The sequence below is a fragment of the Blastopirellula marina genome, from assembly GCF_002967765.1.
Lineage (GTDB): Bacteria > Planctomycetota > Planctomycetia > Pirellulales > Pirellulaceae > Bremerella > Bremerella marina_A.
Genome location: NZ_PUHY01000005.1, coordinates 521,564 through 545,924 on the forward strand (window position 1 = coordinate 521,564; position 24,361 = coordinate 545,924).

15 protein-coding genes and 1 pseudogene are annotated in these 24,361 nt (G+C 51.6%); 6 read left to right on the top strand and 10 right to left on the bottom strand.

The features are described 5' to 3' along the window. Complete coding sequence (locus C5Y83_RS06465) at positions 1–1,728, top strand: ATP-dependent nuclease (RefSeq protein WP_105328834.1); 1,728 nt, start codon at positions 1–3, stop codon at positions 1,726–1,728. Positions 1,729–1,869: 141 nt separating this feature from the next. On the opposite strand, the gene C5Y83_RS06470 is transcribed toward C5Y83_RS06465, so the two are convergent. The 5 genes from C5Y83_RS06470 to C5Y83_RS06485 all read right to left on the bottom strand — a co-directional run bounded on the left by C5Y83_RS06470 (position 1,870) and on the right by C5Y83_RS06485 (position 4,346). Next, a complete protein-coding gene (locus tag C5Y83_RS06470) occupies positions 1,870–3,315 on the bottom strand; it encodes a tyrosine-type recombinase/integrase (protein ID WP_105328835.1) in 1,446 nt (481 codons plus the stop codon). Beyond that, positions 3,293–3,517: a helix-turn-helix domain-containing protein gene (locus C5Y83_RS06475; RefSeq protein WP_105328836.1), complete on the bottom strand. Its 225-nt coding sequence runs from the start codon at positions 3,515–3,517 to the stop codon at positions 3,293–3,295. Before C5Y83_RS06475 ends, C5Y83_RS06470 begins: the two co-directional genes overlap by 23 nt. A gap of 89 nt (positions 3,518–3,606) precedes the next feature. After that, on the bottom strand, positions 3,607–3,972 hold the full coding sequence (locus C5Y83_RS06480; protein WP_105328837.1) for a helix-turn-helix transcriptional regulator: 366 nt from the start codon (positions 3,970–3,972) through the stop codon (positions 3,607–3,609). A gap of 25 nt (positions 3,973–3,997) precedes the next feature. Further along, positions 3,998–4,174: a hypothetical protein gene (locus C5Y83_RS29330; protein WP_158262261.1), complete on the bottom strand. Its 177-nt coding sequence runs from the start codon at positions 4,172–4,174 to the stop codon at positions 3,998–4,000. Further along, positions 4,155–4,346, bottom strand: a complete 192-nt coding sequence (locus tag C5Y83_RS06485; RefSeq protein WP_105328838.1) for a terminase — start codon at positions 4,344–4,346, stop codon at positions 4,155–4,157. Before C5Y83_RS06485 ends, C5Y83_RS29330 begins: the two co-directional genes overlap by 20 nt. A 565-nt stretch (positions 4,347–4,911) precedes the next feature. On the opposite strand from C5Y83_RS06485, the gene C5Y83_RS06490 reads away from it, so the two are divergent. The 5 genes from C5Y83_RS06490 to C5Y83_RS06510 all read left to right on the top strand — a co-directional run bounded on the left by C5Y83_RS06490 (position 4,912) and on the right by C5Y83_RS06510 (position 13,400). Next, positions 4,912–6,666, top strand: a complete 1,755-nt coding sequence (locus tag C5Y83_RS06490) for a class I SAM-dependent DNA methyltransferase (RefSeq protein ID WP_105328839.1) — start codon at positions 4,912–4,914, stop codon at positions 6,664–6,666. 119 nt (positions 6,667–6,785) lie between these two features. Beyond that, complete coding sequence (locus tag C5Y83_RS06495) at positions 6,786–8,003, top strand: restriction endonuclease subunit S (RefSeq protein WP_199194995.1); 1,218 nt, start codon at positions 6,786–6,788, stop codon at positions 8,001–8,003. Between the two features lie 46 nt (positions 8,004–8,049). After that, a complete protein-coding gene (locus tag C5Y83_RS06500; RefSeq protein WP_105328841.1) occupies positions 8,050–9,573 on the top strand; it encodes an anti-phage dCTP deaminase in 1,524 nt (507 codons plus the stop codon). Further along, entirely contained in the window at positions 9,570–9,767 is a 198-nt protein-coding gene (locus tag C5Y83_RS06505) for a hypothetical protein (RefSeq protein ID WP_105328842.1), read from the top strand. The genes C5Y83_RS06500 and C5Y83_RS06505 overlap by 4 nt, the downstream gene beginning before the upstream one ends. A gap of 522 nt (positions 9,768–10,289) precedes the next feature. After that, entirely contained in the window at positions 10,290–13,400 is a 3,111-nt protein-coding gene (locus C5Y83_RS06510; protein WP_105328843.1) for a type I restriction endonuclease subunit R, read from the top strand. 1,509 nt (positions 13,401–14,909) lie between these two features. Here C5Y83_RS06510 and C5Y83_RS06520 read toward each other — a convergent pair. The 5 genes and pseudogenes from C5Y83_RS06520 to C5Y83_RS06545 form a co-directional block, all read right to left on the bottom strand. Further along, positions 14,910–15,679: pseudogene (locus C5Y83_RS06520) on the bottom strand (IS5 family transposase). 174 nt (positions 15,680–15,853) lie between these two features. Further along, positions 15,854–17,500, bottom strand: coding sequence for a hypothetical protein (locus C5Y83_RS06525; protein WP_105328845.1), 1,647 nt, complete (start codon positions 17,498–17,500; stop codon positions 15,854–15,856). Between the two features lie 611 nt (positions 17,501–18,111). After that, positions 18,112–18,993 carry a DUF1559 domain-containing protein gene (locus tag C5Y83_RS06535; protein WP_105328847.1) on the bottom strand — a complete coding sequence of 294 codons (882 nt, stop codon included), beginning with the start codon at positions 18,991–18,993 and terminating at the stop codon, positions 18,112–18,114. 305 nt (positions 18,994–19,298) lie between these two features. Beyond that, a complete protein-coding gene (locus C5Y83_RS06540) occupies positions 19,299–20,273 on the bottom strand; it encodes a helix-turn-helix domain-containing protein (protein ID WP_105328848.1) in 975 nt (324 codons plus the stop codon). 369 nt (positions 20,274–20,642) lie between these two features. Further along, on the bottom strand, positions 20,643–24,350 hold the full coding sequence (locus tag C5Y83_RS06545) for a hypothetical protein (RefSeq protein WP_146117671.1): 3,708 nt from the start codon (positions 24,348–24,350) through the stop codon (positions 20,643–20,645). Between the last annotated feature and the right edge of the window lie 11 nt (positions 24,351–24,361).

The window sequence follows — 24,361 nt, forward strand, 5'->3', positions numbered from 1 at the left end:
ATGACGGACTTCGAAAACTACTCAATCAAATTCAAGGATCTTAAGTGCTTTGGCGAGAACCCTGAAGGATTCGAAACGATCAAGCCTATCAACCTAATTGTTGGTAGAAATAATTCTGGAAAGTCAACATTGCTGGATTGTCTTCCATTCCTCATGGAAGGAAATGTTGAAAGATCAAAAAAGCTTTATCGTGATCTTGACAGAATTCCTGGAATTGAAATATCTGCGAAGCTTGTACCATCAATTCTGGAACGCGTTTTCAAAAAAACTACTAGCGGGGGCATCTACAGGGCATTCCATAACTTGGCGGATTTCGCTGCAATACATCTTGAAGGCAAAAGGCTTACGGTGGAGACCAATCTTAGTCAGTTAGACCGATATACGTTCGTATCCTTGGATGATGCTAAACGTGTTGACATGACGTTTCCCCGAGATGCAACAAATCAGTTTCGAAACGACTTAGTAAGGTGCCTTACGAACCCATTTAGGGATTGTACGTTTCATCGAATGAATCCGGAGCGTCGACTACTGCCGGAGGTTGATCGTGACTACATCGTTAAAGGTGATGGAACGGGAGCGACGACGGAGATACAAAGATTTCTAAACAAAGATAGACTTCCTCGCGAGATGGTGACGAAGAACCTGCGTGAACAACTCAATGACATCGTACGTCCCGATGCGAGCTTTAAGGACATTCTCGCTCAGCAACTTGGCGATAGCGATGAATGGGAGATCTTTCTCGATGAAGAGAACAAGAATTTGGTGCCATTATCGAATTCTGGACACGGTCTTCAGACTATTATTTTAGTGCTGGTACACACAATTTTACTTACTCGCAAATCGGGAAATCTCAATAGACATGTTTTTGCATTTGAAGAGCTAGAGAACAATCTACACCCCTCATTGCTACGTCGTTTGTTAGTCTATATTCGTTCATGTGCTGTTGAAAAAGGCGCTACGATATTCATCACGACGCACTCTCAAACCGCGATCGATTTTTTTCGAAGCGACGAAGCAGCACAAATCGTTCATGTCACGCACGATGGAAATGTGGCAGAGTGTCGGACGCTCACCTCATTTATTGATCATGGGGATTTACTCGACGATTTAGATGTTCGAGCTAGTGATATCCTTCAATCAAATTGCGTGATTTGGGTGGAAGGTCCTTCTGATCGAATTCTTATCAATCGCTGGATTGAGATTGCGTCGGAAGGGATGCTAAAAGAGGGTATCCACTACCAATGTGTGTTCTATGGTGGGCGATTGTTATCCCATTTGTCCGCTGATGCACCTGACATGAGTGACGACGATGTAGTGAAGATTTTGACGCTGAATCGAAAGGCTTGTGTTGTAATGGACAGTGACAAAAAGACTAAGAATGCACAGATAGGCCGCACAAAACTTAGAATCCAGCAAGAGGTTGAAGAACAAAAAGGCATAGCGTGGATTACAGAAGGCCGCGAAGTTGAAAACTATGTGAGTCCCTCGGTGATGCAAGGCGTTCTCGAACTCGACGAACTCCCAAAGATTACACGTTTTCAGGAGGTTTATGATCGATTGGATCGTATTAAGAAAGGTACAGGAACGCGTGAAAGACGTCGAAAGCCTGAGTTCGCAAAGAGAATTGCCGAGTCCCTCGACATGAATAACTGGAAGGTCTTAGATCTAGAGACGCGTGTTCGTGAATTATGTCAAAAGATTCGAGCGTGGAATGGTGAGCGAGAGTAGTCGTCTGTCCTCGATCGGTGCTTTGCCAAACCAAAACCAAACCAAAAGCGGTTTCGGTGGGACAACGATAGATACCTCCAGATTCAAAAACCCCGTAAAAACCAGGGTCTCTGAAAACTGGAGATATCCTCAATTATCTGGCTAGGTCCTCATAATCCCTTGGTCGCGGGTTCGAGTCCTGCCTGGCCTACTCGACGGGTTTTGACGTGCGTCAGAACCATCACAATTCCCGTCAACGAACGACACCCCGGGCTTGTTTTCCCGGGGTTTTTTAATGCTGTCGTGGTTTGACGGCGATTGTCGCGAATTATACATCGGATGACGTGTGCGCGTAAATCTGCGTGCAAATGCGTCAGACTTCCCTCGGGCATCTTCGGCCGGTTTTTTGCGGGCCTCATCTGTTGATCGGCTGCTCACCTGGCGGATGGCGTCGTAGTCCTCTTCCAGGGGCTGCAAGTAATTTGTCTGGGCGACTTCCTCGGTATGTCCCAGGATGGCCCGTACGACGTGTGAGGCGTAGATCCGGCTTAATTCTGTGGCCCTAGTCGAACGCAGGTTCTGGAAAATCCTGGGCCAAGGGGTGATGCCGGCGCGTTCTAGGTACCGGATGAAGTAGTTGCGGAGGTACTGATTGGGATTGGCCCCTTTGAGCAACTCGACGAAGATAGGCGTGTTGCCAGGTGTCTTACTCGATAGGTCTTCCCATACCTCCAGAAGGTAGGGCTCGATTTCATCGAAGAGCGGTACTTTTCGGACCGGCCTACCGTGTGTCGCACCCTTCTCGTCTGGCACCATCATCACACGCTGATCGGCCACGACATCGTCCCACGTCAACAAGAGAGCCTCATTGAAGCGGAGGCCGCCCCAACGGTATAGCGAGAACAGCAAACGCCAGCGGGCATTCGGCAAAGCATCCAAAACTCGATATGCCAAAGCCGTGTCGACATGGAACATCCGAGCACGATTACCACGTTGCCCAGTTCGCATGTCCGCGAATGGGTTGTCCTTGATGAACTTCTTTCTCACTGCGAAGTTGAAGAACGACTTAGCATTGCGAAGGCGACGTTGAACCGTCTCGGCCGCAAGCCCTGGTTGCTCCTTCTCGTAGGTCTCACCCGATTTCCGCCTCTTGGAAATCTTACGTGGCGATTGCAGAAAGCTCTTAAACTCATCGGCATCCCCGGGAGTGATCGTTGTGATGTCGCAATCCGCCCCAAAGAAGTCGATCAAGCTCGTCTGCGTCTGTTTCATACTGACGATCGTACGTGGCTTGACGCTTGCCTCTTTCGATTCGAGTATCGCATTCGTCAAGCTCTGCACCGTATGTCCGGCTCTCTCCTTGGCCAAACCAGCTCTCACCAGTTGCTTGAATAGCCGCTCGTCGATCTCTTCTAACCAGCGTAGTAATTCGCCATCAAGTGGCGTGCGATGCACCGCAGATTCAATCAGGTCATCGATTCGCAACACGGTACGCTCTGCCGTTCTCTTTAGCCGACACGTGAAGGAAAAACGTAATCGCTTGCCTGAAATTACTGGTTCGTATCGCCAGCCGTGCTTCTTACGGCTATCGGGAATCAGTCTTGCCACGGTGCTTCTTTCCTTTCGGGCGTTCCGTTAGTTCAAGTTCGAAATAGCTAACCAACTTTTCGACGTTAGCCATACTCAAGGATGTTTCACCAGCAACGAACCGGGCCAGAACACTTTGTGCGATACCACTCTGGCGAGCAATTTCATAACGAGACTTGTCTGAAGTCTCGATTTGTTCTCGAAGCTGTTCAGCGATAGACATGGTGAAACTAGTTCAGGGATGATTTTAGGAAAACGTTGCAATTATGCAAGTAATCGTCTCATGGAATCAAGTGGCAACGGAGTGATCGCTCATACCGTGTCACCTTTGCGACGTGTTACCGTAACTGGTTGAAATGGTTTCTGATCGGGATCGGAAGGTGTACTTCGTCGTCGTCGGTCCTTCTTCACCAATGAACTCTCAGGCTGTGGATGCAATGGCGTCTTGTCCATCTGTGCGACCTCGGAAGCGAGGTCTGGGTTGGCCTGGAGTAACTGGAGACGAGCCCAAAGATTGAGGGTCTCATAATGCCAGAAGCTACCGCTTCCCTGTTTCGCCGGCTTAGGAAACTCGTTAGACGAGATCCACCTTTCTACCGTCCTTGGCGATACACTCCACATCTCTGCCACTTGGGCTAACGAGAGAACGATAGGTTGATAACCTTGATTGATTGCCATGCCATCTTCCTTGACTGTTGGATAGTTACCAAGTCTTGTGTCGTGGGTGTGGATTCTGGAACCGCGTACCGAGCTTCAGTCCGAATTCCTTCAGTTGTCGGTCGGCGATTGCCTTGTTCGGCCGATCGCTTTGCTTGAATTCATTCAATACTTGACGAAGCTTCAAGGCTCGATCGGTGGTCTCATTCGCCGCGTGTGACATGTTGCCCCTCCTTCTCGATGCGTTCGATATCTGCCAAGCGGTATCGCTTGAGCCCCATCAGTCGTAAAACCGGAATACCGGGTTTCACTTCATGGGTGGCACGCCACAGCCAGCGCTCACTAACTCCCCATCGCTTGGCGAGCTGCCGCGTTGAAAGTAGAGTTGGATCCATGAGTTTTCCTTTCGAGAATGGATAGCTTGTCTCGAAAGGGTAGACCCACGTTAGCTGCGATTGTCAACGAGATTTTGCGAGGCTCGGCCGGAATCGAGAGCCATTTGCCGAAGGATGCGAGATCTTACTCGCGGATAGATTGCGAACAGAATATTGACGGAATTTCGGAATTGCGTACCCAACAATTCGTAAGTCTCCTCACGTCCCAGAGATACGCATTCCTATCACGTGCGTGATGAAAATGTGTTTGTGTTTTTTTCAATTCGGGGCCTGTCATCCGGTGGCGTCTATCTGGATCGTGATCCAGATAGAATCTCCCCTTGGGTAAGTGGGGTAGTTTGTGATGATTGCCAATTGCCGATCATTGAGAGTGACGATTACGATGAGTTTAAGGAAGTCTATCTGGAACCGGTTCCAGATAGACATTCCTGGATTCCGGAGCCATCCAAAACATCTACCCCCCCTCCAGCCACTCTGCTAAACTCCCTCCTCATACAACCTTAACCACCAGCCTGGCCCTATCCCCTGCTTGGCTGCTCTCTCGAAAACGAAATCTTCGCACCCAATGAATCCGAATCTCTCTTCCTTTATTTGGTCCGTGGCCGATTTGCTGCGGGGTGATTACAAGCAGTCGGAATATGGCCGCGTTATTCTTCCCTTCACCGTGCTGCGGCGGTTGGATTGTGTGCTGGAGAAGACCAAGGAGGCCGTGCTGGCTGAGAAGGCCAAGCGCGAAGCGGCTGGCATCAACCCGGAGCCCTTCTTGCTCAAGAAAGCCAAGCAGCTCTTCTACAACACGTCGCCGCTCGATCTGAAGAAGCTGATGGGGGACCAGGACAACATCTTGGAAAACCTTATTGCGTACGTCGATGCCTTCTCGCCCGCCGTGCGCGATATCTTCGAGTGCTTCGACTTCCACACCCAGGCCCAGCGTCTGGAGAAGGCGAACCTGCTGTACCTTGTTACCGAGAAATTCGCCAACATCGATCTCCACCCGGAAGTGGTCCCCAACGAGCAGATGGGGCACGTCTTCGAGGAGTTGATCCGCAAGTTCGCTGAAATCTCCAACGAGACCGCGGGGGAGCACTTCACGCCCCGCGAAGTGATTCGTTTGATGGTCAATCTTCTCTTCATCGAAGACGATCAGGCCCTCACCAAGCCTGGCATCGTCCGCAGCATCTACGACCCCACTGCCGGCACCGGGGGAATGCTTTCGACCGCTCAAGATCACCTGGCCGAGCAAAACCCGGAGGCTCGCCTGGTGATGTACGGGCAAGAGCTCAACGCCGAGTCGTACGCCATCTGCAAGGCCGACATGCTGATCAAGGGGCAAGATGTCAGCCACATCAAACACGGCAACACTTTGTCCGACGACGGTCTGCCGGGGCAGCTGTTCGACTACATGCTTTCCAATCCTCCCTTCGGCGTCGAATGGAAGAAGATTCAAAAGGAAATCAAGAAAGAGCACCAGCAGCAAGGCTACAACGGCCGCTTCGGTCCTGGCTTGCCGCGGGTTAGCGACGGCTCGCTGTTGTTCCTCATGCACCTCATCTCCAAAATGCGGCCGGCCAAGGATGGGGGAAGCCGGTTTGGCATTGTGCTCAATGGGTCTCCCCTGTTCACCGGTGGGGCTGGCAGTGGCGAAAGCGAGATCCGCCGTCACGTGCTGGAAAACGACCTGCTGGAAGCAATCATCGGGCTGCCGACCGACATGTTCTACAACACCGGCATCAGCACCTACGTCTGGATTGTCACCAACCGCAAGCCGAAGCACCGTCAAGGAAAGGTCCAACTGATCGACGCCAGCGGCATGTGGCAGAAGATGCGGAAGAGCCTGGGGAGCAAGCGGAAGGAGCTTTCCGACGACCATATCGACGAGATCACCCGCCTGTTCGGCAAAGCGAAGCCGCACAGTACCCAGGACGCCGACGGGCACACCATCCCCATCAGCCGCATCTTTAAGAACGAAGAGTTCGGCTACCACACCATCACGGTCGAACGCCCCGAACGGGACGAGGCCGGCAACATCGTGAAGGAAACCCGCGGCAAAAAGAAAGGCCAGCCGAAGCCCGACAGCAGCCTCCGCGATACCGAAGAAGTCCCCCTGGGCCAGGACATCGAGGCCTACTTCCAACGGGAAGTCCTGCCCCATGTGCCCGATGCCTGGATCGACGAAGAAAAGACCAAAATCGGCTACGAAATCCCCTTCAACCGCCACTTCTACGTCTTCAAGCCACCGCGCGAACTGGCCGAGATTGACGCGGAGTTGAAAGAGGTGACCGACCGGATTGTGGAGATGATTGGGGGGCTTTCGCAGTGAGTTTTCCCAAGTACGACGCGTATAAAGATAGCGGCTGTAAAGCTCTTGGTTCAATTCCAACGCATTGGAAAGTTTGCCGATTTCACTACGCCATTGAATTCCAGGAAGGACCAGGGATCATGGCAGCAGATTTCCATGATGAAGGGATTCCGCTGATTCGAGTTTCGGGAATGGGAGGGCGATTTGTTTCGCTTGATGGATGTAACTATCTAAGTCAGGAAAAAGTAGAAAGGCAGTGGAATCATTTTCGAGTCAACCAAGGCGACCTTTTAATAAGTGCAAGTGCGAGCATGGGAACTGTATCCGAGGTCGACGATGCGTCGGTCGGAAGCGTTCCGTACACAGGTCTCATCAGATTATGGCCAAAGCCGGGTGGTTGTATTTCTGACTTCATCAGAGCACTCGTCGTCTCAGACCTCTTTGGAAAGCAAATCGATGTACTTAAAGCGGGAGCCACAATACAACATTTCGGGCCAACCCACCTTCGGCAAATTGTAGTCGCCGTTCCTCCCCTCGAAGAACAAAAAGCCATCGCCAAGTTCCTCGACGCCGAGACCTCCAAGATCGACGCGTTGGTGGCCGAGCAGCGGCGGCTGATTGAGCTGCTCGCCGAAAAGCGTCAGGCGGTCATCAGCCACGCCGTCACCAAAGGCCTCGACCCCAACGTGCGGATGAAACCTTCCGGAATCGAATGGCTGGGGGATGTGCCTGAGCATTGGGAGGTGACTCTTCTCAAGCGAATTGCGATCGTTAGAACTGGGGTTGCGAAAGGGAAAGATCATTCCGGCAAAGAAACAATCGAAGTCCCTTATCTTCGTGTTGCTAATGTCCAAGATGGATTTTTTGACCTGACTCAGGTTGCCAAAATTGAAATCTTAGAGCATGAACTGGAGCGGTATCGCCTTGCTGCGGGCGACGTATTGATGAATGAGGGTGGGGATTTCGATAAGCTAGGACGCGGCCACGTTTGGGAAGGACAAATTGACCCATGTATTACACAGAACCATGTGTTCGCAGTGCGTCCTACTGGTGTAACTGCACATTGGCTGAATCGAATTACTAGCTCTGAGTACGCGCAGTTCTACTTCATGACACGATCGAAACAGAGTACAAATCTTGCCTCAATCTCCTCTACCAATTTGATGAAGCTTCCCGTGGTCTTGCCTCCCGAATCTGAGCAGTTCGAGATCCTAGATTTCATCGACAAGAGTACAAAGCAGTTTGACAGCCTGTTGGCAGAAGCCGAGCAAGCCATCACGCTTCTCCAAGAACGCCGCACCGCCCTCATCTCCGCCGCTGTGACTGGCAAAATTGACGTTCGTGCTAGGCAGTATTAGTATGATCGCATCGATGTGATTGATATACGCTTGTGGTGATTGTCTCATGGCTGCCGATTTATTTAGCAATTTCAAAGACTCGGAACTCGTTTTGGGGTTGGTCGGTGCGGTGGGGGCCAAGCTGGATGAAACCTCCGTCTTTTTGACGAACCGCTTAAGAGCACTCGGGTATTCGGTACGTGAGATTCACGTTTCTTCTGAAGTGATCCCACTGTTTGTCGACACCTCCGATATTCCAGAGAGTCGGGGGTATGAACGGATAAGCCAGTTGATGCAGGCAGGTAACGAGGCGCGCCAGAAGGCACTCGATAACTCTCTGCTCGCACTCGGAATTGCAACCCGCATTCATCGGCTGCGTAACCAAGAAGATGGAAGACCCGCGCCCAAGAAACGGATGGCTTACATTGTCCGTTCGCTCAAACGACCAGAAGAAGTCAAGCGGCTACGCGAAATCTATGGAACCGGTTTTTACTTGATTGCTGCTCACTGCGACCCGGGAAGACGCGAAGGCAGACTAACGGGCTACTATGATATGTCGTCCGAGCAGGCCCAAGATTTGATCGAGCGCGATTTTGACGATAAGGAGCAGTATGGCCAGCGTTTGAACAAGACCTTTTCGCTGGCTGATTTTTTTATTCGCATTGATGCCGTAGATCAGGCGGAAGAGGAAACGATCAAGCAGGAAGTTCTGCGGTTGACGAATATCATGTTTGGTCACCCTTTCACGACCCCGACCTTTGACGAGTATGCAATGTATTTTGCATTTGCTGCCGCGTTACGGTCCGCCGATCTTTCGCGGCAGGTCGGTGCGGTGATCGCGAAGAACTCTCAAGTTTTATCGCATGGTGCGAATGACAGCCCAGCGTATGGTGGTGGGCTCTATTGGCCGATCGTCGAAGAGGGAAAGGTTTGCGAGCCGGACAATGGGCGGGATTATAATCGAACTATTGCTACCCCTTCTGGAGAGCATACCGGTTATGATTCCAATCGGATTGAAAGGGATCGGATCATTGAAGGAATCGTATCGAAGGTTCCCGAAAGCGACCGGTCGCAACTGCGAGAACTGCTGAAACGGAGCCAGATCGCCGATTTAACAGAATACGGCAGAGTGGTTCACGCGGAGATGGAAGCATTGCTATCGTGCGGCAGGGCTGGCGTATCACCATTAGGGGGTACCCTGTATTCAACGACGTTCCCTTGTCATAACTGCGCAAAACACATTATTGCCGCAGGAATCGAGCGTGTTGTTTACATTGAACCCTACCCGAAGAGTAAAGCATTGGAGTTTCATGACGATTCGGTCCATTTCGGGTTCCAAAAAGTCGAGAAAAAAGTAAACTTCGAGCCTTTCGTAGGTGTTGGCCCCCGACGTTTTTTCGACCTATTCTCGTACCGTCACGGTTCGGGCAGGGACGTCGAACGGCAGCAGGATGGGTATGCTCTGACCTGGAACGAATCTGAAGCATCGCTTAAACTGCAGATGTCTCCTTTCAGCTATCTAGAGCTTGAGCAACTCGCCCTTAAACAAATTCAGATACATGAACTCCAAGGCAGGGAGAATCACGAATGAGTGCCCGCGCTAAACGCCGATCTGCCCAACGTCAAGCCTTCCTGACATACATCAAGAGCGTAAAACCGCTTGAAGAAACTTGGACTGGATGGAAACGAGAGCTTCTCTTAGCGGCTGAAAAAGCAGCGACTTCTCAAGTCAAAACTTCGTCGAACAACAGCAGTTCCGAAGGTCAAGCGACAGCAGGCTGTTAAGTCAGTAAGAATCGTCACTCGCTTGTCGTGGTAATGCCTGCTCCGAATGGCCACGTTCAATTCGGACGGACGCTACCCCTACTTTACAAGCTATCTCTATGAGTGACATCAAACTATTCCGCACCGATGGCCAGCACGTGACCCAGTTGGAAGGGCAATCGGTGGAAGGACTTCGGCAATTTATGCATTTCGAGAGCTATTGAATTGTGCGGAAGGGCGCGAGGTTCTTTGAGTCCAATCTGATACACACAAAGTCGTTTGTGTGTATCGAATGCCTGTTTTGTTACACTCAAACTGGCTAGGGTGTATTTCGCTGTACACAAAAATGACTTTGCGATGCAAGTGTTGAATTAGCAATGGGTTACAGGTATTGTGGGCGCTTCAGAGCGAAAGTTTTGCGTGACAGATCTGAGCTTATCGACTCGGAAAATTGCTTTCCCAAGCCACTAGCCATCATGGTGACTCACAGACGAGTCCCTAAGTTACAACTGTGGTGAAAACCACCCGTCAGAAGTACGGCGAATGAGTCTCCATACCGAAATCAAACTCGAAGACGAGATCTGCGAACACCTGGCCGCAAGCGGTTGGCTTTACGAGGCCAAGGACGCAGCCGGGTACGATCGGCAGTTGGCCCTCTTCCCCGCCGATGTCATTGCGTGGGTGAAGGAGACACAGCCGGAGGCCTGGGAGCGGTTGGAGAATAACCACGGCGTTGCGGCTGAAGCGAACCTGCTCAAGCGTTTGCGGGGGGCACTCGACCAGAGCGGGACGCTGGATGTGCTGCGGTTTGGTTTCGATGTGCTGGGGTTACCGCAGCCCCTGAAGATGGCCCAATTCAAGCCGGCCCTGGCGATGAATCCAGAAATCGTAAAGCGGTACGAGGCGAATCGCCTGCGCGTGGTACGGCAGGTGCGGTACTCGTTGAGCAATGAGAACAGCATCGACCTGGTGTTGTTCTTAAACGGCATCCCGATTGCCACGGCAGAGCTGAAAACCGACAACACGCAAAGCCTGGAAGATGCGGTCTATCAGTATAAGAAAGACCGCGATCCGGCCCCCAAAGGGAAGCCAGCGGAACCGCTGCTGAAGTTCCCTTCCGGGGCGTTGGTTCATTTCGCCATAAGCAGCAGCCGCGTGAAGATGACCACCAAGCTCGATGGCCTGAAGACTTTCTTCCTGCCGTTTGACCTGGGGGATGAAGGTGGTGCTGGAAATCCACTGAACCCCAACGGGCACCTCACAGCGTACCTGTGGGAGGAGGTATGGCAGCGCGATAGTCTGCTGGAGATTCTAGGCCGTTACATGGTGGCCGAGCTTGATAAGAAGAAGCAGATCGCCAAGCTGATCTTCCCCCGCTATCACCAACTGGCCGTCACGCGGAAGCTAAAGGAAGCCGTGCTGGAAGAAGGCCCCGGGCACAAGTATCTGATTCAGCACTCGGCCGGCTCGGGCAAGACGAACTCGATTGCGTGGAGTGCCCACTTCCTAGCCGACTTGCATGATGCGGACAATAAGAAGGTATTCGATACGGTGATTGTGGTTTCTGATCGAAAGGTGATTGACGGGCAACTGCAAGACGTGATCGATAGCTTCGAGCGGACCAAGGGAATCGTGGCGACGATTAAAGGGGACAAAGGTAGCAAGAGTGGTGAACTGGCCGAGGCGCTATCGGGTAGCAAGAAGGTGGTGGTCTGCACCATCCAGACGTTCCCTTTCGCCCTGGAAGAGGTCCGCCGACTATCGGCCTCTGAGGGTAAGCGGTTCGCAGTCATCGCCGACGAAGCCCACAGCAGCCAAACGGGCGAGGCAGCCTCGAAGCTCAAACAGGTTCTCTCCGCCGAAGAACAGCAGGAGATCGAAGAGACGGGCACGATCAGCAGCGAAGACGTGCTGGCCGCGGAGATGGCATCCCGCGCGAGTGACAAGGGCATCACCTACATCGCCTTCACCGCGACCCCCAAAGCGAAAACGCTGGAGCTGTTCGGCCGCTTGCCTGATCCGATTAAGCCAGCTGGTGAAGGTAACCTGCCTCAGCCGTTTCATGTTTACTCGATGCAGCAGGCCATCGAAGAAGGCTTCATTCTCGACGTGCTGAAGAACTACACGTCGTACAAGGTTGCTTTCAAGCTGGCCAACGCCGGCAAGGAGTTCGCCGATTCGGAAGTCGAACGCAGCACAGCCACCCGCGAGCTGATGAACTGGGTACGGCTCCATCCGCACAATATTTCGCGGAAGGTCCAGATCGTTGTGGAACACTTCCGCGAGACGGTTCAACCGCTGCTTGGAGGCAAGGCCAAGGCAATGGTCGTCGTTGGAAGCCGCCTGGAGGCCGTGCGCTGGCAACTGGCCATCAATGGCTACATCCAAGAGCAAGGCTATCCCATGCGGACGCTGGTGGCTTTTTCAGGCGAAGTTGACGACAAAGAATCGGCTCCGGAACCACTGAAGGAAAATAGTTCACTGCTGAACCCAGACCTTAAAGGTCGTGACATTCGTGAAGCGTTTAGGGAAGATATCTACCAGATTTTGCTGGTGGCCAGCAAGTTCCAAACAGGCTTTGATCAGCCGCTGCTATGTGGCATGTACATCGACAAACGCCTGGCCGGCATTCAAGCGGTGCAGACCCTTTCCCGGTTGAATCGATGCCACCCCGGCAAGGAGGATACGTTCATCCTCGACTTCGTGAACGAGCCAGACGACATCTTAGCCGCCTTCAAGACGTATTACGCCACCGCCGAGCTCTCAGGTGTGACGGACCCTGAGTTGATCTTAACCCTGCGTGCCAAGCTGGACGCGCTCGGTTATTACGATGAGAACGAGATTGAACGTGTTGTGAAAGTGGTCCTCGACCCCAAGGCGAAGCAGAAACAGTTGGAAGCAGCCATCACCCCGGTCGCGGATCGCTTGCTGAAACGCTACAACGCAGCCAAGCAGGCCTACAAGCTGGCAGTCGAGGAAAAGGACGACAAGACCGCAGACGAAGCGAAAGACACGATGGAGGCCCTCCTGATGTTCCGGGGCGACATCGGGACCTACGTCCGGGCCTATACCTTCCTCTCGCAGATCTTTGACTACGGAAACACGGACTTTGAAAAGCGGGCCATCTTCTTCAAGCACTTGGTCAGGCTATTGAAGTTCGGCCGCGAGCGTGAAGGGGTCGACCTGTCCGAGGTCACCATGACCCACCACCGGCTGTGGAATAAGGGAAAACGAAACCTGACCCTTTCAGGTCAAGATGCACCGAAGCTGGACCCACTCACCGAAGCGGGCAGCGGATCGGTTCAAGAGAAGGAAAAGGCCCTCCTTAGCGAGATCATTGAGAAGTTGAATGACCTTTTCGGCGGTGATACGACCGACGGGGACCAACTCTCCTACGCCAACACAGTCGCCGAGAAGGCCCTGGAATCGGAGACCTTGCAGAAGCAGGCCGCCAACAACTCAAAAGAACAATTCGCCAACTCGCCGGACCTGGGCTCCGAGATCATGGAAGCCATCATGGAAAGCATGGAGGTTCAAGAAGAGCTGAGCAAGAGAGCGCTGGGCTCACCTGCCATCCAAGCGGGCCTGCAGCGGATCTTGCTGGAAAAGCTCGGTCTTTATGAGAAGCTGCGCGAACGGGCCAAGGCGGGATAGCTGATCGAACGTCAACATTGCTATTTGAGCTCACTCTTCGTGTAATCCGTGGCGACGCGTTTGGGCTCCTTTCTCGATCTGACTTAGAATTTCATTGGATTGCCTAAAAACGCTTGAGGTTTCAGCCGAACCAATGGGTGAACGACGCGATAGAAAATTCGATCGTGATGGGGTTCACTCTTTTGGTGAGGTCGTTATCTTCCTGGGAAGCTTACCCGACCGGCGAAAAAAAGGAACCCAGTATAAACCTTGGTTGGCGTTGGATGCTGAAATCCAGGCAACGCGACGGTAGTATGATCCGTCATAGCGACTGCGTCCTGGTCCTATTTGGCATAGTTGCATAATAAGGCATCCACCCGGGCTGATTGCAAAGTCCGACGCAACAAGTCACCCCATCACACTCACTTGGCATTAGAGAAGGCTTTCTTCCTTTCTTTTATGTAGCCAAGAGGGAAGTCGCTACGCACTGACATTTGCTAAATAGGGATTAGTTTCGATTCCCCAAATTCTTGCCGTCCTCGACGGTACGTGATTCCAAAAAAATTCCGCGATCCAGGTACTAGAAGGATGACGTCAGATATTGGGGCGCCACCCGGGCCCCGTCGGGAGAGTAGAAGTCTTCGTCGGCGACTTCCGTAGTGTTTTCGGCTTAGCTCTCCACGTATGTTTTATTCAGGGAGTCCTATCCACTATTGGCTTTGCTGGTGCAGATTCGGATCGCACGACAACGTGGTTCACGACTCCACCATGACAAAGATTAGTCACTCTGTCAGGCTGAAGGTGACTCTTGGCTGGAACACTGCTTGGCGAGATCTAGCAACTCACGAAGGTGATTATCTGAGAGCTGAGGTATCAGAGAGAGGAGTTCCTCGACGACGGCGCTCATGGGAGCGGATGAAGGCTGCACTGCGCGTTGATCTGCGTCAGACACACCCTCGATATGCTCTAAGTGCTGTTCTGTAAATAGGTTACCTGAATCACTTAAAGTCCTGCCTGGCCTATTTTTTCAATTTGATCATTTCTTTAGGCCTTTACACTGCTGCAAGGCTCTATTTGTTAGCGGTTTGTGTCAAATTCAATTTCTTTTTCTGGGCATTCGTGTTCCCAATACGTGGTTGTCTTACGTCTATCATTTGGACGGATCCGCAGAAAACCCGATCGTATCTTTAGGGAAATTGAATTCATCGGGCGAACAAGATTTGGTTTCGCTAGGATCCGCCAAATTTGCCGCCTCAAGATCGATTGGTAGTTGAATAACTTGGGCGAAGCGAAGATAAGAGGCAGGCCAGTGAGTTGTTTGAGAGCGGGCCGTCTGTAGACTGTCGACCACACTCACCACATTCGACGGGACATGCCGAACCCACGGCTCCTATTCTAGGTCGAATACCCCGGTCAAGTGGCAGCGGGACGCCTGAGAATCTGGGAGCTGAGCCAGGATGTCATCATCCTTTGGAATGATAGTCCGTGCATTGTTCAGCGGTCGAGACTTATAACCTGTCTGAAAAGCCGTTAGTTCACGAGTCTTCTCACCATCAATCGAATCATCGCCAGTTGAATGAAGGCTTCGCTGGAGCTGGTATTGGTTTCGTAATCAGCGGTCAAGCGGCGGTTGCGGGTAAGCCAGGCGAAGGTTCGCTCAACGATCCATCGTTTCGGCAGCACATGGAAGCCTGGTTTGTCTGAACGTCGAACAATCTGCAAGTTCCAACCGACATTGTAACAGAACGACTCAAACGTTCCGTTGTAGACACCATCGGCGAAGATCGTTCGCAGGCGAGAGAGCACGACCTTGGTTTGCTCGATCAGGCTTTGACCTCCGTCTCGGTCTTGTACGTTGGCCGGAGTGACCAGGACTGTCAGCAGCAGGCCGAGAGAATCGACCAAGATGTGACGCTTGCGCCCCTTTACGAGCTTGCCGCCGTCGAAGCCACGCCCCCTTTTTCCGGCGTTTTCACCGATTGGCTATCGATGATCGCCACCGACGGCTGGCGGTTGCGGCGATCCTTTTCACGCACTCGCTGGCGAAGTGAATCATGAATCCGCTCGAGCGTGCCATTGTTCTTCCACTCGGTGAAATACCAGTAGACCGTCTTCCACGAAGGAAAATCCCGAGGCAGCATCCGCCACTGGCAGCCGCTCTTGGTGAGATACAAGATCGCATTGAGCACCTGGCGAGTCGACGTCGAACGAGGTCGCCCGCCTGTCTTGGCGGCGGGAATGAGCGAGGAAATTCGCTTCCACTGAGCGTCGGTCAAATCGGTCGGATATCGGGCTTCCATGCCGCTACTCCGCAAGAGACAATCGATCACAGATCATTCACGGAACCAAGGTTTACAAACAAACGCCGGTTCCGATCAAGACCTTTTCAGACAGGTTCTTAGGAGAACATGGGTTCGGCTAAGTCGGAATACTCTACCAGGTGTTAACCCGCATTATGGGAAACGATCTAGGTTTCAATTACCCGAATGTTGCTCAGTAATTCGCCAGTCGGTCCGATCCTGGTAGGCCATGAGTTCATGGACAATCTCGTACAGATTGGGATCGTACTGCTGCAGAGCTTGTCGATTATTCACTGGCTTTGAACTCCCTTTCGGAATGAGAGTCGCGCTGGCAGCGTCAAAATAGGCCAACACGCCGGTACAGAGGTAGTCGCTTTCGTCCTCCAAAATGGGAACTCCATCCCAAAGACCATCCTGCCTGCTTGCCTTCAAAGCGTTTCGAACTTTTTCGCCGAAGCGTTTATCAAGCCGCGTGACGTTAAGCTCGTACTGTTGCACTTCTTGGCCACGGTTTTCCCAATTAGGATCGATCTCGCGATCGGCGGTCAACTTAAAGAACGCATCCGTCATTGAAGCAATGACCGGGTTTCCTAATCGATTGACGGTATCGGAAGTCCGCGTGACTTCAGCTCCGTCCACGACGATTAGGTTCGTGGCTGGGTCGAATTCAACAAATCTGGCGTCAGGATCAATACCGGCATTCTTGAGGGATTCCCACTCCGGCAAGTCGACTAGCTTTTCATCGTGGCCGAGCACGACCAACTTGGCATCTCGGTTGATCAGGGACTTGAGGACGTCGTGTCGGTAGGCAAAGAGGTGGCGGATAATCTGATTGGTGTCGACAAGCTGATCATCGGTCGCGCTGTGGGAAACAATTACGAACTCACGCGCCCACGAAAACTTCCCATAATAGGGATCAATGGCGAATTTTTTAGGCGGGGCAATGACGGTTGGATGATGCGTGAGGTACTCGTAACGCCAATGGTTATCAGGCGGAATCTTGAGAGTCGATTCGACTAGATCAAAGCCTTTTGGATCGTACTGTCGCAAGCTATCTCGATCGCCAATCGGACCGTGGTTCCAATTGTTGATTCGATTGCAGTCGAAATAGGATTGGACGATTTCTCCCCAGTATTCGATCGGATTCGATGACGCATACGCACCCTTGTACTTGCCACTCTGCACGGCATCCAGAAAAACCGAACGGAGTCGATGTCCCCAAGTCGAATCCATCGAATGGAGCGTTCCGTCGATCGTATGAGCGAACTCATGGACTCCGATGCTCTCGTCGTCGTATCGATCTATTGCCAATGACAAGAGATTCTCTTCACCGAAACTCGTCGGTTTTCCACCCGTTCCACGAACGCGTTCATTCATGTATTCCTTATTGCGGATATGACGAAACTCAGGCATATCCGTGTATTTTTGATCCTTGCCAATGATGATCAGATACATCTGATCTTCGACCATTCGTTCTAGGACATCCGGTCGTCCAGACAACATATTTCGCACAATGACTTGAGTGCGTTCCAATGCCTCATCCGCGACCTCTCCCGATGCGACCACCGGCAGGCCGTCTACGGAAAGGTACTTGTGATAGAACGCCCGGGCGGCCTCCCGATGTCGAGGAGCGACGATTTCAAAGAATAAATCAGGAGGTTCCGTCACACTCGCCGGTTGTTCTTCTTCGGCGAACGTAGGACAAGCAAGTCCAGCAACGAGAACAACGGCTGCCATGCCAAGGCATGTTACACCGTTAAAGAACTCTCGGACCTGAACAAGCGCGAAATCGATGCGAACACTAAAAGATGTAATATGCATTGCTGGCTATCGTCGTCCTCCGGTCGAGCATGGAAACCTCAGCCATACTGGTTAGTCGCGTCGAGACCTTATTCAGTTACGGAAAAATGCCTGCGACCAATCCGATAGGTCGCAGGCATAGCAAAAAAGTGAATTGCAGCCAAGTGACACGGCCTAGGGTACTTTTGCTAGTTTCACTCCGTTCAATTCAATGGGTGGCAATTGGTTGTCACCTTCTTGAATCATGACGGTTGTGACTGGTGAAGTCTTTTGCAAATACTTGCCACGGAGACGGTCTGGAGACATCATTTTATCGGGATCCAAGGGCCATCTAGCCGTCACGGCATATTCACCAACTGGGACGCCATCATCTGGGGCATACGTTGACACGATGAATGACCCATCCGCTCTCACTATGGCGTATGGAATTGTTTCTCGGACGTCGACTGTCGTATCGCCGAGTGAGTGAAAATACAATGTCGCATACTCTGCTGGGACGCCATTGACGAACATCGTTCCCTTCGTGGTGTGAAGGTCGGCGTGCCACGCTTTTTTGCCTCCACATCCTAAGTTTGAACATGTGAGGAAAATGAGAAGTCCAAGGATCGTCAAGTAAGTGTATCGCTGGGGCATTAATACGCTCCTATGACCTCTCCGCCAGCCTTCGTGACGATTGCGGTTAATTCCGACGTTGGAATTTGCTCTTGCAGAAAGCGAACCGATCCGTCAGCGTACGAACACTCCATGCCCCCAGGATGGAACGAGTACATACCGTTCCAACCATTCCAGTCATTAATGAAGCCACCAGCATTAAAGGCTTTGTCTATCCCGCCGCTAGAGTTGATGGAGGCGTTAATACGAATAAGAGGAGTGCCGACGTTGCCGGATGTCCATGCTTCAGCATCCAGTCCCCAGTTAGAATAACCAGTTGTCGGCGATTGCTTTCCGTCAACCCACGTGTGTGTTCTGCCTGCAGACTCGTAAAACAGCATCGTATTACTCAAGCCGTCCGTTGTATCTCTGAATTTATATCCCGGCCCTGAAAAGAATCCGTTTTTCTGTTGCCAGGAGTCGTTATACACGCCTACCGAAGGACAATAGTCGCTCGTCTGGAATCCATAGTTAGACTCCACCGAGCCTCCGCCCGGCGAGGAAGGGCAAACATAGGCTTCTGGCATCTTATCCGCGAGCAACTGGTTGACGGAGGGACCATTGTTGGCGTAATCATAAAACCCTTCGGAGTCATCCCAGAGTTCCGCAAGATTGTCCTGTTCAAGGAACGGCAGAATCGAAACAAGCGTGTTTCGGGTCCCCGACACAATTCCCGGCGCGGTACGAAAAGTATCGTGGTAGTTGTGTATCGCCAGTCCAATCTGCTTGAGGTTATTCGTGCATTGTATTCGCCGTGCTGCCTCTCTTGCCTGCTGGACCGCAGGCAAGAGGAGTGCGACCAATACGCCAATGATGGCAATCACAACGAGTAATTCGACCAAGGTAAAACCGCGACGGTTCATAAAGAGTACCCCAATACATGATAAAGAAATAAGCTGGAGGTTTTCTTAGGCAAGCGATGTGCCAACAGCTTTTCTTTCTTCCTGACGAAAATTGAAAAACGAGGGGCAACACGTACTCTAAACCCAAGGGTAGAATCGCATTAGGGTGATTGCCTCGAATCCTTGGATGTCGTTTTTAGGTACCGTGCAAACAGGATCGCGAGTGCGTGACTTGAAGAATTGTGACGCGGTGAAATCTGGCGAGTTTAAGCCACACAAGACAATTGCCCATCACGCGTGCATTGCTGCCGTTGAATTGAGCATGGCTAGACGTGCCGGCGATAGGCTGCAGGAGAAACGCCCGTCTGACGCTGAAACTCGCGGCTGAAGTGGGGAGTGTCAATAAACCCAAGTCGCTGTGAAATGTCAGTGATTGCCAAGTCGGGACAATCTTTCAAAAGCCTTCTCGCTTCGCGAATCCTTAGCCTAAGAATGTACTGTTTCGGGGCTACTCCTACCGACGAGTGAAAAAGCCGAGAGAAATGGCTGGGAGTAACTTGAGCAATTGCCGCGAGTTGATTTCGACTGAGTTTCTGGTCGAAGTACGTATGGATGTATTCAAGAACGCGTCTGATCGAGATTGGCTGCAGCTTATCCGAATCAGTCAATTCTGGAACATCCAATTTGGCAAGATTCGCGAGACGAATGCCAATCTGATCGAGTGCCTTATCGACTCTGCTGGGACCGGCCGTCTGCTCCCGATGATACCCAGATCGGCAAAGACCCATTAGCTGCCCGACCATGGCTTTGAGTATATCGTCTTCGAATGCCTGAGCGTGAAGCCGATCTAGACTAATGTTTGTATGGCCTGTCAGCTCGCGAATTCGATCTTGAAGGACATCCACGTCCAGAGATAGTTGAATCGAGTTAAATGGACCAATACCTTGCAGGGAGTGGGGCTGGCGTAAATCGCCAAAGACGAACAAGCCGGGAGCATTACCGCGTAGGAATTTTCCATGACCAAAGTCAACTTCAAGCGGGGAATGAGAGGCCGACTGAACGAGCATCGAGAGTACGAACTCGTTAGACGTATGATTGGAACTAATTGCCTCACTTGCGATTACTTCAATGATCTCAAAGGGGGTATCGATCGACCGAAAATACTCGATTGCAAGCAGGCTTTCCGAAGTGGGCCTAGGGAATGAGTTGTAACGATCCCAATCGTCTAAGCTCATTCTCAGCTGATCTCGCCGAGTCAAGATATTGTCCAGAACGCTCATGTTGCCACCGCAGAAAATCATCCTTACTGGCTTCTGCGGGCAACATTCGCTACGAATCACGAATCCTTTCGGAACAACGCCAAACGGTGCTTCCAAGTTGTCTAAACTTGGAATGATTCGTGACTAGTCGGCACAAGGAGAAATGACTACTCGACGAATCTCGGATGCCGATCGATACGAACGATCAAGGTACTGACCGAGGCATCGACAGGGTATGGCAATCGTAAACCGGACTAGCGCTGCGGACTTGAACGAGTCCCGCTCTGTTCGATCCTATGGTAGACCGAACCAAGGGAAAAATCCAGCAAGTCCGAATCTTACTCGGGTTTCCACAGTTTACTCATCTGTGCCCTGCTCTACTGCTGCCAAGTACCCATCTGCGGCAGGGCTTTAGTGTGGGAAGCGCCTCGCGTCAGGCTGCGACCTCGCGTACCACTTCTCGACAGATGCAGCTAAATCGGGCTTTCCGTTATTGGTCTTTTGCCGAAAGTAGGCGTCTTCAATCGCTGCGATTTCGTTCCGAAGTTCGCAGCGCTCGGTGTCAGAAAAATCAATCTTCTGCCACAAGCTTTGAAGGTACTCCAAGGTTGAAAACGGGGACACAACGGAAGGAGCTGCGACTTTGGGTACTACGATGATGTTTTCCTGTGGCTTTCTACGCATCGCTGAGTAGCCTGCCGCGGCGACAACGAAAACAGCTGTGCCGAGTCCGATCACAATCCAGTAAGCGTTTGTTGGCAGAGTTTGTTTGATGTCTTCCAGGTCCACCACAGAAGAAGTCATCACGATGTCGGCATCCTCAAACCTGCGAAACACCATTTCACTCGGCTTCGTCATTGGGAGTTGATTTGCGAAATGGAATTTTGGATGAACCGAGTCCAGCTCGCCGGCGTTGAGCGAAACTCTGGCAAGACGCTCGCTCGAAACAACGTTTTCGTCCGATTCGAGATCGAATTCCAAGACCGATAAGGGCATGGCATCGATCTCCCGGACAACAAAACCTGGGTAAGATAAATCGAGTAATTGATCTACAGGGGGGAGAACGCCATGCCCAGTGATTTTTACCTCGACATCCACCGTGCCTTGTTCCAGTTCATTGTCATTCAAGGTTTGAACGACTTGAATATTGTCAGTGGGTCTCGGGACATAGCGATCTAATTTCGCATCGATCGGAACGATGGATGTCTCCATGGGCAAGACAACAAATCCTGATTTTTCAACGAAATCCATGTCCAATGAAAACGAGGGAATCTTGTCGACGTGCGGGCCTTTAGCTTGAAGAAGTAGATATGCGTACGGGGTAATTCGCCACCCGACGTCATTCGAGGCCATCGACCTGGCCGTTTCCTTTTGAAAAGTGATCGACAGGACTTCGAACTGTTCTCCCAAAGCTGTGAGAACCGATTGCTCAAACTTCTCCCGATAGTTGTCCGGTGGGCGTCCATAGTTATACGCGTTAGTGATCTGATTTTGATTCTGCAGATACTTTCCGAATCCACCTGACTCGCGTTCGATTTCAATGGTGTGACGAATGTTGACAAAAACTCCAAACGGTTGCTTGTGGCCGACTTCGTCATTTCCATCCAGCTTGGCTTCCAGTTGAATTTCTGTGACCAAGTCTCGATAGTAATCAATCGCCGCATGGGCATCGTTAGCCAAGGGGTGGTCACCAACGATCTCTAAGCCGGCATTGAGGTAACGGAATTTCGCATTTGGCTTAACCGCCATAAGCATCAACGTTAGGTCATTAGCGAGCATTTCTTCGTGCTGCATTCTTACCTTGGCCGGTAGCGCTTTGAGAGCGGCGGTGATCAAGGTGATCTGCTCTGGAGCCAGCTGGTTTGTTTCATTAATGTTACCAATGCTGCATGAACCGAGTGCAGCGAAGAACCAGAGCTGATACGCGTCGCTTGAATACTCCTCAGCTGTTAATGTGTTCAGACTGTCCTCATAACATTCCGCTGCTTTTTGAAACTCGTAGAAGGCGATATGTCTCTGTTGCTCGTAGTTGTGGTTTTCATTCACCTGGCGAAGGTAGTCGTTTTCGTCATGATCAATCGCAGCTAATGCTAGAAGTAAACGCCAGCTGGTGGGATAGACTTTCAGGCCGCGTTCGATGACCTCGTGAGCGACCTGGTATCCGCGTTTGACCTCCAATTCCAGGTCATCGACTTTTCGATTAGTCTTCAACTGCTGTTGGGTTTCTGGATCTCGCCAGACCCCGGAAAGATTTGTGCGCATGGTTTGCGCCAGCTGCCCAATTGTCTCTGGTTGAAGACTCTCGATTTGTCCCATCACCTCTTCGATGGCATTGACCTGATAGACTTCTGCAATGGAATGAGACTTAATAAACGCCTCAGCGACGAGGCTCTCGTCGATCGGGCCGATCGACAAGGAATCGATTCGTTTGAGCCAGTTGGCGAGTTCACGCAAGTTCCTCTCTTGCTGTGAACGGGTTAGGGGAATTGCAGCGGATTGCGGTCGGTAACCGTACGGCATGTAGTTTTGCGATGCGGTATTTCGCCGGTTGAGATCGTGGTTAGTGATCCAGACTCGCATCGACTCCTCTGCCAACTGTTTGGCGGCCTCCGGTTGTAAGTCGGCAAGCTGGTCAATGATTGTGATAGCGCCGTCTTCATTCTCCGACTTGAGATGCAGTTTGGCCATCAACAAGAGAAGGCTGGGGCGGAGGCTTGCTGAGACGATCGATTGCCACTTCTCGTTAGGTGCCGACGACAAGAGTTGAGCGAGCGGAATTGGCTTGAGCTGACCAGGTGCCGATGATTGACCGTTATGGGAATTGTTCGGAGCATGATCGACAAAGTAAGCGTTACCATAGCGGTCTCGATGAAGCTGAGGTCCGCCGGCACCATTTCCTTCAAGATCGACACCAATTCTCGCCTCTTGCATCCAGTTCTTAGCAAGCAAGTTCGCAATCGGCTTCCATTGTGTCATTTGGGCATCGTCTTGATTGGCGAACTCATTCACCATAACCTCGACAACTTCGCTCTGAAGTTGAAGGTATCCCGCTCGTGTTTCTATGTCGTCTGCATTTCGGATGAAGCTATCCGATACGAGCGTTCCGAGTGTCGTCAAGATTGCCAGCCCTCGCTCCGGCTTCTCGCGAAAGCTTTCTTCCAGCCACAAACGACGCTCATCTGGGGGCAACTCGTCTAACAGGTCAAGGCTATGAGTGATCGCCGATTCTTCGACCTCTTCTGAGGTGTTCGTATCTTTCAGAATCGCCTGAAGAAGATCCCAAGCTTCCTCTGACGAGGGCTTGTCGGAGGCAAGTAATGTTTTGACCATTAGCAGTTGAAGAGCGTCATCTTCACTTGCCAGGGTCTGTTCGAGTGATGGCAAAAATGAAGCTGATTGATCCGCATGGCCAACTAAGAGGAAGAGGCGAGCGATTTCTTTGCGGGGCATAGGAAACTGGTCGTCATCCTTAGACCGCTCAGCGAATTGAGAAACGAACGCCTCAATGGAGTGCCCTTGATCCAAGGAGAGTTGAACGATTGGAGCCAGCTTTTCGGTGGTATCTGGGCTGAAGTCGGTCGGTGAGGCCTGAATAATGCCGAATAGATCCGTTAGCGAAAAGGTATTGACCGCCGTATACTTCTTGTAGTTCGGGTTGTTCGCGATCTGTTGTTGGTTGGGCGGACGATTCTCGATGTGTGCGTTGCGCAAACACTCCAATATCGCATGATACACTTCTGCCGAATCTTCCGGAGGAAGGTCCTTTAGGAAAGCTGCAACTTCCTCCCAACGCGATAGTGTTAGCTCCCGGACCAATCCATCAAGTTTCGTCGTCGCGTCGACAGATGGTTCGTTCGTCGTCGGTGTCGCATTGGTGGACGGCTGCAAATGGTAGCTCTCCCAGGTACGCAGAATATTGGCTGGTCTGCGATCTATCTGGAGTTTGCGTATTTGCTCTGCTAGGGAATTAGAAGAAGTACTCGGAGATGGCTTACTCGATGAAGGAACTGTTGGTTGCTGGGCCTTCGCGCTCCCACTGAATAGGATCAGCAGCAGCACGCACGACGAAACCATGGCTTGGAGAGGGCTGGGTATCACTTCGAGAATTCCTGAGGACATTACCTTGTTTC